This is a genomic window from Synechococcus sp. RedBA-s, assembly GCF_024345495.1.
GTDB lineage: Bacteria > Cyanobacteriota > Cyanobacteriia > PCC-6307 > Cyanobiaceae > Regnicoccus_A.
In genome coordinates, this window is record NZ_JAGQBF010000051.1 from 1 (window position 1) to 11,983 (window position 11,983).

The 11,983-nt window shown below is 64.3% G+C and carries 16 protein-coding genes; 8 read left to right on the forward strand and 8 right to left on the reverse strand.

Going from position 1 to position 11,983, the window contains the following annotated elements; all coding sequences use genetic code 11:
* Positions 1-271 precede the first annotated feature (271 nt).
* On the forward strand, positions 272-613 hold the full coding sequence (locus KBY67_RS14085; protein ID WP_255111712.1) for a TfoX/Sxy family protein: 342 nt from the start codon (positions 272-274) through the stop codon (positions 611-613).
* Entirely contained in the window at positions 610-1,002 is a 393-nt protein-coding gene (locus KBY67_RS14090) for a VOC family protein (RefSeq protein ID WP_255111713.1), read from the forward strand. Before KBY67_RS14085 ends, KBY67_RS14090 begins: the two co-directional genes overlap by 4 nt.
* Before the next feature lie 414 nt (positions 1,003-1,416).
* Here the strand turns inward: KBY67_RS14090 and KBY67_RS14095 are convergent, their stop codons facing one another.
* On the reverse strand, positions 1,417-1,791 hold the full coding sequence (locus tag KBY67_RS14095; protein WP_255111714.1) for a DoxX family protein: 375 nt from the start codon (positions 1,789-1,791) through the stop codon (positions 1,417-1,419).
* A gap of 61 nt (positions 1,792-1,852) precedes the next feature.
* Positions 1,853-2,050: a hypothetical protein gene (locus KBY67_RS14100; protein ID WP_255111716.1), complete on the reverse strand. Its 198-nt coding sequence runs from the start codon at positions 2,048-2,050 to the stop codon at positions 1,853-1,855.
* 70 nt (positions 2,051-2,120) lie between these two features.
* On the opposite strand from KBY67_RS14100, the gene KBY67_RS14105 reads away from it, so the two are divergent.
* The 5 genes from KBY67_RS14105 to KBY67_RS14125 are packed head-to-tail and all read left to right on the forward strand — an operon-like array spanning position 2,121 to position 6,415.
* Positions 2,121-3,182 carry a CobW family GTP-binding protein gene (locus KBY67_RS14105; protein WP_399214534.1) on the forward strand — a complete coding sequence of 354 codons (1,062 nt, stop codon included), beginning with the start codon at positions 2,121-2,123 and terminating at the stop codon, positions 3,180-3,182.
* Positions 3,179-3,964: a GTP-binding protein gene (locus KBY67_RS14110; protein ID WP_255111718.1), complete on the forward strand. Its 786-nt coding sequence runs from the start codon at positions 3,179-3,181 to the stop codon at positions 3,962-3,964. Before KBY67_RS14105 ends, KBY67_RS14110 begins: the two co-directional genes overlap by 4 nt.
* A 26-nt stretch (positions 3,965-3,990) precedes the next feature.
* Positions 3,991-4,812, forward strand: coding sequence for a metallophosphoesterase (locus KBY67_RS14115; protein ID WP_255111719.1), 822 nt, complete (start codon positions 3,991-3,993; stop codon positions 4,810-4,812).
* Positions 4,812-5,519: a phosphoesterase gene (locus KBY67_RS14120; RefSeq protein WP_255111720.1), complete on the forward strand. Its 708-nt coding sequence runs from the start codon at positions 4,812-4,814 to the stop codon at positions 5,517-5,519. The genes KBY67_RS14115 and KBY67_RS14120 overlap by 1 nt, the downstream gene beginning before the upstream one ends.
* On the forward strand, positions 5,516-6,415 hold the full coding sequence (locus KBY67_RS14125) for an alpha/beta fold hydrolase (protein ID WP_255111721.1): 900 nt from the start codon (positions 5,516-5,518) through the stop codon (positions 6,413-6,415). Before KBY67_RS14120 ends, KBY67_RS14125 begins: the two co-directional genes overlap by 4 nt.
* Here KBY67_RS14125 and KBY67_RS14130 read toward each other — a convergent pair.
* The 6 genes from KBY67_RS14130 to KBY67_RS14155 form a co-directional block, all read right to left on the reverse strand.
* Positions 6,330-7,217: a metal ABC transporter permease gene (locus KBY67_RS14130; protein ID WP_399214540.1), complete on the reverse strand. Its 888-nt coding sequence runs from the start codon at positions 7,215-7,217 to the stop codon at positions 6,330-6,332. The two genes, KBY67_RS14125 and KBY67_RS14130, sit on opposite strands and share 86 nt — an antisense overlap.
* Entirely contained in the window at positions 7,210-8,007 is a 798-nt protein-coding gene (locus tag KBY67_RS14135) for a metal ABC transporter ATP-binding protein (protein ID WP_255111723.1), read from the reverse strand. Before KBY67_RS14135 ends, KBY67_RS14130 begins: the two co-directional genes overlap by 8 nt.
* Complete coding sequence (locus KBY67_RS14140) at positions 8,004-8,969, reverse strand: metal ABC transporter substrate-binding protein (protein ID WP_255111724.1); 966 nt, start codon at positions 8,967-8,969, stop codon at positions 8,004-8,006. Before KBY67_RS14140 ends, KBY67_RS14135 begins: the two co-directional genes overlap by 4 nt.
* 89 nt (positions 8,970-9,058) lie before the next feature.
* A complete protein-coding gene (gene hisI, locus KBY67_RS14980; RefSeq protein WP_399214537.1) occupies positions 9,059-9,688 on the reverse strand; it encodes a phosphoribosyl-AMP cyclohydrolase in 630 nt (209 codons plus the stop codon).
* Positions 9,685-10,782, reverse strand: coding sequence for a WD40 repeat domain-containing protein (locus KBY67_RS14150; protein WP_255111725.1), 1,098 nt, complete (start codon positions 10,780-10,782; stop codon positions 9,685-9,687). The genes hisI and KBY67_RS14150 overlap by 4 nt, the downstream gene beginning before the upstream one ends.
* On the reverse strand, positions 10,775-11,215 hold the full coding sequence (locus KBY67_RS14155) for a hypothetical protein (protein WP_255111726.1): 441 nt from the start codon (positions 11,213-11,215) through the stop codon (positions 10,775-10,777). The genes KBY67_RS14150 and KBY67_RS14155 overlap by 8 nt, the downstream gene beginning before the upstream one ends.
* 102 nt (positions 11,216-11,317) lie before the next feature.
* On the opposite strand from KBY67_RS14155, the gene KBY67_RS14160 reads away from it, so the two are divergent.
* A complete protein-coding gene (locus tag KBY67_RS14160) occupies positions 11,318-11,929 on the forward strand; it encodes a hypothetical protein (protein ID WP_255111727.1) in 612 nt (203 codons plus the stop codon).
* The last annotated feature ends 54 nt before the right edge of the window (positions 11,930-11,983 follow it).

Here is an 11,983-nt window from a genome sequence, read left to right on the forward strand (position 1 = left end):
GAAGCGCTGGCGACGCGTCCTCTTTTTGGCGTAGGTCTGCTCGTAGTCCGTGAAGCCCAGCTGGAGAGGGTCGGCCATCCGTTCCAGTCTCAGTCCTAGATCGGGACTGATTTTAGCGGGTTTTTCAGGGGTTCCCTAACATCAAGATCCAGCGGACGGCACTGAGATGCATGAGTAATGCTTTGGTAAATTGCCCGCCGCTGATCTTGAGCGCTAGCCGCTTGTCCCATGAGTTATATTCACTGAATCTCACCAAAAGACAGGGAACTGCATGGCTTCAGACTTAGACTTTGTTGAATATGCCCGCGATCAAATCAACGAAGCGGGGCAAGTCTCTTTCAAAAAAATGTTTGGTGAATATGCGATCTACTATGATGAGAAAGTCATTGCGCTTGTTTGTGACAACCAACTCTTCATAAAGCCAACTGCTCGTGGACGTTCCATGATTGGCAATGTTGTAGAAGCACCGCCGTACCCAGGTGCCAAGCCTCACTTCCTGATAGGAGAACAACTTGATGATCGACAGTGGATGTCGAATCTCATTCAATTGACAGCAAGTGAGGTTCCTGCCCCGAAGCCTAAAAAAGCAAAATCCCAAAAAGCAAAAACATGAAATTTGGCTACACTATTGTATACGTCTCATCGGTTGCGGAAGCACTGACCTTTTACAAGGATGCATTTGACTTTGAAACGCGCTTTTTGCATGAGTCTGGTCAGTATGGTGAGTTGAATACGGGCGAAACGGTGCTTGCTTTTGCTTCACATGATATGGGCGAAATGAATCTCGACGGGCATTATCAAAAATCCGATCTCACTGCTATTCCTTTTGGAGTTGAGCTGGCGTTTGTCACCGATGACGTAGCATCATCCTATGCCAAGGCAGTTGCCGCTGGCGCAATTTCTATCAAGGAGCCTAGCGCAAAACCTTGGGGGCAAGTAGTTGCATATGTTCGTTCTAGAGAAGGGTCACTAATTGAGCTTTGTTCCCCGATCAGCGCCTAACAACGCCCATGCACGCCGAGCGCCGAAAGTTGCTGGGTTATGATGCAAAAGTGATCCGCGGCGGGTGATGGGCAACATTAGAAGGTTGAGTAGGAGCCAGAGGTCAGGAGCAAGCGCAAGTAGCTCGAGAATGAGATCCACAAGCGGCGCCAGCAGCTGAGTCGCTTCTCTGAAATTAACCCTACAACTGCATAGACCCAGGAAAACATAGCTGACCGAGCAACCAACATCCAAAGGGGAAAACCTGACGCGAAAAATATCGGAAATCTACTGAGTACTTCGCATTTCAAAATCAGCTCCCTGTAGATCCCCGCAAATGCCCATAGAAGAACGCAAACCTGGGAGTATTCCTCCTGTTTCCGAGAGCGGCACAGGGTGCCTCAGAAATTTTTCAGGTTCTGGGAAATCCCCTCTTCAGCCTCTGCTGTCCTGGTCGGCCACCAGCAGCAGGCCGCCCATGATCGCCAGGTTCTTGAACAGCTGAATTCGCTCCATCCTGTCCGCCACGTCTCCGTGGAACAGCAGGGTGGTGGGCACCAGGAACAGCAGCAGCAGCACCGCTCCGAGACGGGCCTTCCAGCCGCTGATCACCAGGGCCGAACCCACCGCCATCAGTGCCATGGCCGCCACCAGCACCACGGGCGCCAGCGGCAGTCCATTGGCGGCGATGGCGCCGGCCACCCCGGCAAAGCCCGTCAGCTTGCCGATCACGGCACGGATGAACACCAGGCACAGCAACACCCAGGCGATGCGGTTGAGCAAAGAGGGCTGGTGGCTCTGCTGGTTCATGGGGCGGCTTGCTGGAAGTCATGACGCCACACGTTCGTGGCTATGCAAACGGAGAAGAGGACTAGCGCTCTTCTGCTGCATGGTTCGCCAGGAAGGAGTTGACCATGGACTCCATGCCTTTCTGCGTGCGGCCATGGGGCCGCAGGCCCTGCTCGGCCCAGACGCGATCGAGCTCTTGGCGAAGGCGCTCCGGAATCCAGCAGGACAGCATGACCTTGCCTTCCCGGCTGGAGGTGCAGTGGCGCTCAGGCGTGGACATGGGTGCCAGATGTGCACTTGTACACATTTTGCCGGAGAAGGGGGCTGCGGCGGCGACATAGCCAGCGCCAATGGGGCAGAATGAGAATCGTTCTCGCCGGTGGTGGGCCATGGACCAACAGGCCTTCCAGGTCCCCGTCACGCTGTTGACCGGCTTCCTTGGCGCAGGCAAGACCACCCTGCTCAACCACATCCTCAGCAACCAGCAGGGACTGCGCACCGCGGTGCTGGTGAACGAGTTCGGCGAGATCGGCATCGACAACGAACTGGTGGTGGCCACCAGCGACGCCATGGTGGAGCTGAGCAACGGCTGCATCTGCTGCTCGATCAATGGGGAGCTACAGGAGGCGGTGCATCGGGTGCTGGAGCGCCCTGATCCGATCGACTTCATCGTGGTGGAAACCACTGGCCTGGCCGATCCCCTGCCCGTGGCCATGACCTTCATGGCCGGCGACTTCCGTGACCTGCTGCGGCTCGATTCGATCATCACCTTGATCGATGCCGAACACTTCAACGCCACCGCTCTGGACAGCCCGATCGCCCGGGCCCAGGTGGTGTACGGCGACATCCTGCTGCTCAACAAGTGCGATCTGGTGGCCGAGGAGCGGCTGGCCGCGGTGGAGACCAGCCTGCGGGAGATCAAGACCGACGCACGCATCCTGCGCGCCAGCCATGGTGAGGTCCCCCTCGCCATGCTGCTGAGCGTGGGGCTGTTCGAAACCGATCGCCTGGCGGCGCTGCAGGCCGCCGAGGACGCCCGCGAGGACGACCACGAGCATCACCACGCTCCTGACCATCCCCATCACGAGCCTCACCATCACCACGCCCATACGCCGGAGTTGGAGGGTTTCAGCTCCGTGTCCCTGGCGGTGGACGCGCCGTTTGATCTGCGCCGCTTCCAGCACTTCCTCGACAACCAGCTCCCCGACACGGTGTTCCGGGCCAAAGGGGTGCTCTGGTTCCGCGAAAGCGAACGCCGCCATCTGTTTCACCTCTGCGGCAAGCGCTTCACCATCGATGATTCCGATTGGCCAGTCGGCACGCCGCGCCACACCAAGGTGGTGGCGATCGGCAAAGGCCTCGATCAGCCCACCCTCAAGGCGCAGCTTGAGGCCTGCGTGGAGGCGCCATGAACCGGATCCTGCTCATCTCCGGCCCACCGGGTTGTGGCAAGACCAGCTGGATCCTGAGCCAGCTGCAAGCCCACAAGGGCCCCTGCGGTTATCTGCGTCTGGCGGGCTTCCCGGCTGAGGGCTGCCCGCAGGCCCTCGATGGCGGCATCGATCAGGCCGTGCTGGCGGATCACTGCCCGGGTCTGCGCGATCTCGCCGATCCGGCCCAGGCCCTGGCGCACCCTGGCGGCGATCTGCTGGCCCTGATTGAGCTGCCCCAGTTCCAGCCGCCTGCCGATGCCGACAGCTCCGGAATAGACCCACGGCTGCTCCCCCAGCTGGAAGCCCTGCAACTCCTGCCGCAGCGCCATCTGAGCTTCGGCCGTGACGCGGAACTTCCCCCGCAGGACACCTTGCAGTTCAACGCCCTCGAAAACTGGGCCCTGGACCTGACCCGAAGCGTCTGGGATCCCCCCAGCCTCAACAGCTTCTGGTTTGAGCTGGTGAATGGGGCCTACGGCGAGGTGTATCGCGCCAAGGCGCTGATGAACCTGCCCGATGGCCGCAGCTTCTTCTTCAACTGGATCGTCAGCCAGGAGGGGACCCAGTTCCTGCCGCTGGAGCGTGTCGCTCCGCCCGAGGGCCGCCCGCAACGCCTGTCGCGGCTGGTGGTGCAGGGCAAACACCTGGATGCGGCTGGCATCGAGGCCACAATCGCCGACTGCCTGCTCAGCGATGCGGTGCTGGAGCTGCAGCAGGCCCCACAACGCCCCTCCGGCGCTCCGCTCCTCGCCACCCGCTGACTGTCGCCATCTCCAACCACCGCCCCATGGCCCACGCCGTTATCTCCTGCCTGCACGCCAACCTCGCCGCCACCGAAGCGGTGCTCTGCGACATCGATCAGCTCGGCATCGACACGATCACCTGTCTCGGCGATCTGGTGGGCTACGGCCCCCAGCCCAATGAGGTGGTGGAGTTGATCCGCGCGCGTCAAATCCCCAGCTGCCAGGGCTGTTGGGATGAAGACATCATCGAAGGCCTCAATTCCTGCGAATGCAGCTACCCCTCGCAGCTGGCTGAGCGGCGCGGGCAACGGGCCCATCACTGGACAGCGGCCCAGCTCAGCGAGGAGAACAAGGCCTTCCTCGCCAGCCTGCCGTTGTCGTTGCGGCGCGATCGCTTGCTGTTCGTGCACGGCAGCCCCAACAGCCAGCACGAATACCTCCTGCCCGACATGAATGCCTTCGCTGCCCTTGAGCGGGTGGAGGCGGCGCAGGCCGACACGCTCTTCTGCGGTCACACCCATCGCCCCTATGTGCGTGAACTGCGCGAGGGGGTGATCAAGATGCGATTGCGCCGAGCCGTTGCGAACCCTGGGCCCGACATCGAACGCGAGGTGGATCTCCCCGTTCGTCGCATCGTCAACGCCGGCTCGGTGGGGGAACCGCGGCACGGCGGCACCAGCGCCACCTACGTGATCCACCACGAACAGGACGACAGCGTGGAGATCCGCGAGGTTCCCTACGACGTGGAACGCACCTGCCAGGCGATCGTGGCCGCTGGGCTGCCGCCGCTGTTCGCCTGGCGGCTCCGCCACGGATTCGAGTACGCCGAGCGGGCCGACGACGCCAGCCACGTGTGTGAGCGCTGATGGCGATGTGGGCACTGCTGAGCGGCTTGCGCGGTGATCTGACGGTCTATGCGGCGGTGCAGGCCGAGCTGCGCCGCCAGCGGGTCGACACGTTGTTTGTGCTCGGCGATCTGATCGGCCCTGAGCGCGAGGCGAACGCCCTGCTGGAGCGTCTGCAGCAGCCGCGCCGGGGAGACCTGCAACCGCACTGCATCTACGGCTGGTGGGAAGAGCAGCTGCTGGCCGAGCGGGGCTTTCGCGGTGAGCGCCGGGCCGACGCCCTGCGCCAGAGCGGCGGGGAGGCGGCAGTGGCAGCCCTGCTCCAGGCGGTGGATCCCGGCCACATGGCCTGGCTGGCGTCGTTGCAGTTCGGCTTCGTGGAGCTCGATTGCGCCCTGCTGCATGGCAGTTCGACCGATGTGGGCGACAGCCTCACCGCCGACACAGCCCCATTGCAGCTGCTGGATCGTCTCACCCGCATGGAGGCGAATCGCCTGTTCACGGCCCGCAGCGGCGAGCAGTTCTGCGTGGAGTTGTGCGGCGGCGGCATCGAATCACGCCTGCGTGATCTCGAAGGAGAACGGCAGCAGCACCAGAGCGTGCCCAGCCGCAAGGTGATTGGGGTGGGCAGCGGGCTGCACTACACCCTCTACGACCCGGGCAGCGACCATATCGCGTTCCGACGGGCCGGCGGTCCGATCCACGCCACTGGCAGGGGGTTCGTATGAACACGGGCTTCGGAGGTGTCGCGGAAACGCTGTCTCTGGATTTAGGTGGTCGCCGGCTTCAGGTGGTGCTGGAGCGACGGGGCCCGGCGACGGCCCCCACCTGGCTGCTGTTGCCAGCCCTGAGCACCGTGTCGAGCCGCAGCGAGTGGCAACCGCTGGCGGCGGCGGTGGCGGATCGCTGCCAGCTGGTGAGCTTCGACTGGCCGGGCTTCGGTGACAGTGACCGCCCGTGCGTTGACTACGACGCGGACCTGTTGCGCTCGGCTCTGCGCTCCATCCTCAGCTACCTGTACGCCCAGAACCGCACACGCCTCACCGTGGTGGCCGCTGGGCACAGTGCCTCCATCGCCCTGGCCCTTGCCACCGAATGGTCAGGGCAGTGGCAGCGGCTGGTGGTCGTGGCGCCCACCTGGCGGGGCCCCCTGCCCACCATGACGGGCTGGTCACCGCAGCGCTTCGGCTGGTTGCGGCAGCTGGTGGGCGCGCCGCTGATCGGCCCGGCGCTCTACCGGCTCAACACCAGCCGGGCGGTGCTGGGGCTGATGCTGCGGCGCCACGTCTGGGTCGAGCGGTCGCTGTTGACGCCGGAGCGCCTTCTGGAGCAACAGCAGCTGGCCCGCCGCCGCGGCGCCCGCTTCGCCAGTGCGGCCTTCGTGAGCGGCGGGCTCGATCCCGCCGAAGACAGGACCTGGTGGCTGGAGCAAGCGCAACGGCTGCAGTGCCCGTTGCACGTGGTGCTGGCAGGGGAAGCGCCACCACGCTCCGGTGAGGAGATGGGGCGGCTGGCACAGAGCGCTGATCGCGTCACGCTCATTCCCGGCCGGCTGGGTCTGCACCAGGAGTTCGGGGCCCTGCTGGCACAGCAATTGCTGGAGACCAGCAACGGACTTGGCTGACCAGCAGGGCCAGCATGAAACCGGCGAACTGCACAATCACCACGCAGGGCCCCGAAGGCAGGTTGGTGAGCCCCGAGACCAGCAGTCCCAGCAGGGCACATCCCCCGCCCAGGGTGCCTGAAATCAGCATGTAGACCGGGAAGCGGCGGCTCAGCAGCCGGCCGGCACAAGCCGGAATCACCACAAAGGCGCTGATCAGGAGCACCCCCACCGCCTTGATCGAGACGGCCACCACCACCGCCAGCAAGATGATGAAGGCCAGGCGATGCCAGTTGGCGCGGACGCCGAACGCCCCGGCCAGGTCGTCGTTGAGCGTGAGCAGCACTTGGGCCCGCAGGCTCAGGGCCAGATAAACCAGTGCTCCCAGGAGCAGGATGGCGATCACCGCCAGGTCCGGCCAAGCGATGCCGAGGATGTCGCCGAACAGCAGCTGATGGATGCCGCCCCGGTAGGTCTCCATCAAGCTGAGAGCCACCACAGCAAACGCCAGGGAGGTGGAGTACACGATGTTGAGCAGGGCATCGGCCGGTAGGCGGCTGCGTTGCACCAGCTGGTTGATCAGCAACGCAAAGATCACCGCAAACGGGATCAGCACCAGGGTGGGGTTGATCCCCAGCAGCAGGCCCAGGGTGATGCCCAACAGGGCGGAGTGCCCCAGGGCATCACTGAAAAAGGAGAGCTGACGCAGCACCGCAAAGCTGCCCAACAGCCCTCCAAGGCTGCCGGTCAGCAGCCCGCCGATCAAGGCGCGCTGCATGAACGGTTGGTCCAGAAGCATGGCCAGAGCTGCGCCATCAACCATGACGCCCACCAGGGCTGTGTTGGTGGCGGTAGGGCACCACATTGGCCCCGTAGAGCTCAGCCAGACGCGCCGGGCTGAGGGCGTGATCGGGTGCCCCGCTGCAGCGCAGGCGGCGGTTCAGGCAGAGCACCTGATCACAGCTGCGCCGCACCATCTCCAGATCGTGCGACACCTGCAGCACGGTCCAGCCCTCCTGACGGCGGAGCTCCAGCAACAACTGGTGAAACTGCTCGCTGGACGGGGCATCGAGGCCAGCCTGGGCCTCATCGAGCACCAGCAACTGCCGGGGCCGCACCACGCAGAATGCCAGCAGCACCCGCTTGAGCTGTCCGCCGGAGAGCTCGCTCAGCAGCCGTTCGCCCAGATCGCGGCAACCGGTGCGCTCCAGGGCGCGCTGCACCGCCCCATGGCGGCGTTGGCCGCCGGCCCAGGGAAGGCGCGGGCCTGGTGGATCGAATCCGAAGCCCACGAATTCCGCCACGCTGAGGGGAAAACGGCCCTGCAGGGACAGGGTCTGGGGCAGGTAGGCGATCTGGACGCGAACCGAACGGGGCAGCTGACCTGCAGGCCCGAGGGCGTGGCCCATGAGGAGCACCGTGCCCGCTTGCCGCGGCAGCAAACCGAGAAGTGCTGCCACCAGGGTGCTCTTCCCCGCTCCATTGGGCCCCACCAGGGCCGTGTCTGTTTCCCTTGCCAGCTGAAAGCTCACCGCATCCACGGCCAGCAGCCCATCGCGCTGCACGGTCAATCCCTGCACCGCCAGCACCGGAGTGGCCGTGGAGCTGCTCATTCGCCGAAGGCCTGGCGCAGGTCCGCCACATTGCGGCGCATCACGCTGAGGTAGGTGCCCGGATCGCGGGAGGCCTCCTCGCTGGCGGTCTCCATCGGGTCGAACACGCTGATCTTTACGCCCAGATCCTTGGCCAAGGCATTGAAGGAGCGGTTCCCCTCCTGGGGTTCCGTGAGCAGCGCCCGCAGCTGGGTGCGCTCCACGCTCTCGCTCACCCGCTGCAGATCGGCGGGGGAGGGATTGATCTCGGGCACGTCCACCAAGAACTCCGCTTTGAGGCCGAAGCGCTCAGCGAAGTAGGGAGCGAAGTCGTGGAAGGCCACGAATGTCTTGCCCTGGAAAGGCTTGAGTTGGCCTGCAATCTCGGTGTTGAGAGCCCTGAGCTGGGTGCTGTAGGCCGCCGCATTGCGGCGATAGCCCTCGGCACAGCTGGGATCGGCCTTCACCAGACCGTCGCGGATGTTCTCCACCTGCTGCACCGCACGTAGCGGATCCAGCCAGATGTGGGGATTCACCTCGCCGTGGGCGTGGCCCTGCTCCTGGCCGTGCTCAGGCTCAGCGTGACCTGGCTCCTCTGGTGAGTCGATCGTGGCAACACCGCGGCTGGAGTCGATCACCACCAGCTGGCTATTGCCGGACGAGCTCACAAGCTTGTCGAGGAAGGCCTCCATCCCCAGCCCGTTCTTCACAAGCACCCGGGCTTCCCTCAGGGCGGCCAGATCACCCGGCTTGGACTGGAAGTCGTGGGGGCCGCTGTTGGGCGGAATCAAGGCGGTGACTTCAGCGCAATCCCCGGCCACCGCCCTGGTGAACAGGGTGATCGGCAGGAAGGTGGTCATCACCTTGAAGCCCTTGCCACCGGAGCTGGAGTCATTGGCCTGCCGCGGGGCTCCGCAGGCCACCAGGACGAGAGCCAGTGCCAAAAGCCCCGTGCGTTGCAGACAGGCGAACAGAAGGCTCATCAGGATTCAGACAACACGAGTGGATGGCCCATTGGGAAAAGCCAGGGCAGCGACCATCACGGCAGAGTGCACTGCAATGAGAATCATTCTCATAGTAATGGAGCGTGTTTCGCCGTTTTCAGCAAGTCACGCCAGGAGAAGCCGCGGGCAGCAAGGCCTTGCTGCAGCGCGTCCAGCAGCGCCAGGGCGTGGTCAAGATCCTCACCGTCCACGCCCTGATGCCAGTCCCCGGTCAGCTGTTGGCAGGCCGCATCAAGCCCAGCAGCAGCGGTGATGGCGCCGTCGCTGGTGCGCCCATCTGGCCGAATTCGGGCTCGTGCGCTGAGTGCATCCACCGGCGGAGGCAGGGCCTGGGGGCCTCCGCCGGTGGGCGTGTCACCGTCTTCATAAAAACAGCTGCGGGCGCCGGTGTGGCAAGCCACATCCCCCACCTGCTGCACGCTCAGCAGCAGCACGTCTGCATCGCAGTCGTAGCGAAACCCCCGCAGCAGCTGGATGTGTCCGCTGGTGGCTCCCTTGTGCCAGAGCTGCTGGCGCGAGCGGCTCCAGTAGTGCACCTGCCCGGTCTCAAACGTGGCCAGCAGCGATGGGCGGGTCATCCAGGCCAACATCAACACAGCACCGTCGAGCCAGTCCTGCGTGATGGCAGGGATCAGCCCATCAGCGTTGAAGCGCAGTTGATCAATACAACCACGTGGCCATGGGGTCGCACTGCTCATGGGCGCTTGTCCTCCGGCGAGTTGAGGGGCCACATCACCCAGGCCCCTTCCTCACCGCCCGCCGCCAGGGCCTGACAGTCGTGACGCCAGGCCAAGCTAGTGAAGGGCTGCCCATCCAACTTCAGCACCTGGAGCAGCGATCCCGATTCACTCCACAGCGCCGCTGTGCCATCGCGCGACGCCGTGACAATTCCAGCCTGCACAGGGCCACAGGCCAATGCCGTGATCCGATCAAGATGCCAGGGCAGCAACACGGCATCCCAGGCCTCGAGGTCATCCCCCTGACCCGACCACAACACTGCGGCCTCCGCCGCTGCCACCAGCAGCCCCCGCTGCCCGCTGGGCAAAGAGGCCAATGCAAGGGCGTGAATCTTGCCTGGCAAGTCACCGACACCGAGCATGGGTTGCCGCAGATCCCGCCACAGCACCAGGCGCCTGTCTATCAAGCCCGCCGCGAGCCAAGGGGGATCGCCTCCCCACGCCAGCTGCAACACGGCCGAGCCCGTGTCCAGCTGCAGGGGCTCAGCCCTATGGGGTGGGACCAGCGGCAGGCTCCAGATGCACACCCCCTGGCCCGTGCCCGCCGCCAGCTGATCACCGGATGGACTCCAGCTCAGGGCCATCACGGCGGCTCCCGGGGTGCGCAACGGCAGCAACCAGATCTGATCGCGGCCGTGCCAGATCCAGATCTCAGATCCTCGTGCCACCGCTAACAGCACACCATCCGGTTGCCAGGCCAGTTGATCGATCCAGCCTTCGAGCGCCGGCACCAGCAGTTGCTCTGGCACGTCGTCTGCAAGGCACCAGAGGGAGAGCACACCAGCCTCCCCGGCAGCTGCCAGCCAGCGGCCGCAGCTGGAGAACCCCAGGGCATCAAAGCCCTGGCCGCCAGAAGCGTTGGCTTGCTGGAGGGGCCAATCCACGCCGGCTTCAAAATCCACCAGGATCAGTTCACCAGCGGCGCTGGCGATCGCCAGCTGGGGTGCCTGCGGGGCCCAGGCCAATCCTGTGATGCAGCCATGTACCCGGCCGCGCAGCTGCTGCGTCAGCGGGCCACCGGTTGGGGGCAGCACGGGGTGGGAGATTTCAACCATCAGCGCTGCTGCGCTCCAGCAACTGATTGAGCTGCAGCCGGCGCTCGCAGCTGGGATCTGGGGCCAGCTCACCCACCAGCTCCCGCGCCAGCCGCTCAACAGCCTCGGGCCAAGCAACCTCGCCCGTGCGCTCCAGCAGCAGCTCCACCGAGAGCAGCCAGGCCTGCAACGCCCTCAGCTCGTTGAGCACCTGCCGCCGCACCACCAGGCGTCGCTGCAGGGCTGGTGGCTCGCTCGCCAAGGCCTGCACGACGGCCGTGGTGAGGTTCTGCATGGCCTGCACGCAGACCCAGAGCTGCCACTGCTGGCCCTGCAGGTTGCCGTGCCTGGGTAGCAACGCATCATGCAGACGCTCGAAACGGGCCTGTTCTTCGGCTGAGGGGTGCTGATCCCAGGGCTCCTGCCCTGACCATTCCTGGGCGTCTGAGGTCATCGGAGGAAGCGAGAACCCCTGAGCTGCGAAGCCTGGGGATGAGACCAGCAGCACCGGCCGCGCATCAGGGAACGAGAATCGTTCTCATAAAGTACGACGCTGATGCTGCCCGGCCTGGTGATGCGACATACCGCCCTTTTCCGCCAACCCCAGGCAGCAACCTCAGACACGGCGTCCGTTCTCACCGTGGCGCTGCAGGCCTCAGATCTCAGTGGCAGGCACCGAAGCGAACGCCAACTCCTGTCGGTGGCCATGGGGCAGGGCAGTCTTCCCGCCTGGCTGGAAGCGGAGGTGGCGTTACTCCCAGCTGGCAGCGTGCGGTGCTGGCGCGTGGGGCCTCGCCAGCGGCCGCCCTCGTTGCTGAACCATCCCCTTCTGCCATGCAACGGATTGATCTGGCTGGAGCTGGAACTGCTCGAATCGCGTCACTCGATCCTGAAAAGGGATGGGCCGAGCGGCTGTGCCCTGATCAGTCAGGGCGAAGTTCAGGAGCTGTTTGAGCGCTGGAACTGGGCGCTGCAGAGTCGGGATCCGGAGCAGGTGGCACGGTTGTACAGCCGCGATGCGGTGCTGTTACCCACGCTCTCCGATCAGCCCCGCACAGACCACGACAGCATCGTGGATTACTTCAGGGCACCTCGAAATATTGCCATTTCTGAGTCAACATTGAGAAGCCACAAGCTCATCCTCTGCACATGCAGATCCGCCAGATGACTGGCATCCATGACTTCAAGGCGAGACGATTGTCCCGCTACCAAATGATCAAGC

Coding starts and splice junctions, on each gene's coding strand:
- KBY67_RS14085 (WP_255111712.1), top strand. CDS start 272: ATGGCTTCAGACTTAGACTTTGTTGAATATGCCCGCGATCAAATCAAC.
- KBY67_RS14090 (WP_255111713.1), top strand. CDS start 610: ATGAAATTTGGCTACACTATTGTATACGTCTCATCGGTTGCGGAAGCA.
- KBY67_RS14095 (WP_255111714.1), bottom strand. CDS start 1,791: ATGAACCAGCAGAGCCACCAGCCCTCTTTGCTCAACCGCATCGCCTGG.
- KBY67_RS14100 (WP_255111716.1), bottom strand. CDS start 2,050: ATGTCCACGCCTGAGCGCCACTGCACCTCCAGCCGGGAAGGCAAGGTC.
- KBY67_RS14105 (WP_399214534.1), top strand. CDS start 2,121: ATGGGGCAGAATGAGAATCGTTCTCGCCGGTGGTGGGCCATGGACCAA.
- KBY67_RS14110 (WP_255111718.1), top strand. CDS start 3,179: ATGAACCGGATCCTGCTCATCTCCGGCCCACCGGGTTGTGGCAAGACC.
- KBY67_RS14115 (WP_255111719.1), top strand. CDS start 3,991: ATGGCCCACGCCGTTATCTCCTGCCTGCACGCCAACCTCGCCGCCACC.
- KBY67_RS14120 (WP_255111720.1), top strand. CDS start 4,812: ATGGCGATGTGGGCACTGCTGAGCGGCTTGCGCGGTGATCTGACGGTC.
- KBY67_RS14125 (WP_255111721.1), top strand. CDS start 5,516: ATGAACACGGGCTTCGGAGGTGTCGCGGAAACGCTGTCTCTGGATTTA.
- KBY67_RS14130 (WP_399214540.1), bottom strand. CDS start 7,217: ATGGTTGATGGCGCAGCTCTGGCCATGCTTCTGGACCAACCGTTCATG.
- KBY67_RS14135 (WP_255111723.1), bottom strand. CDS start 8,007: ATGAGCAGCTCCACGGCCACTCCGGTGCTGGCGGTGCAGGGATTGACC.
- KBY67_RS14140 (WP_255111724.1), bottom strand. CDS start 8,969: ATGAGCCTTCTGTTCGCCTGTCTGCAACGCACGGGGCTTTTGGCACTG.
- hisI (WP_399214537.1), bottom strand. CDS start 9,688: ATGAGCAGTGCGACCCCATGGCCACGTGGTTGTATTGATCAACTGCGC.
- KBY67_RS14150 (WP_255111725.1), bottom strand. CDS start 10,782: ATGGTTGAAATCTCCCACCCCGTGCTGCCCCCAACCGGTGGCCCGCTG.
- KBY67_RS14155 (WP_255111726.1), bottom strand. CDS start 11,215: ATGACCTCAGACGCCCAGGAATGGTCAGGGCAGGAGCCCTGGGATCAG.
- KBY67_RS14160 (WP_255111727.1), top strand. CDS start 11,318: ATGCTGCCCGGCCTGGTGATGCGACATACCGCCCTTTTCCGCCAACCC.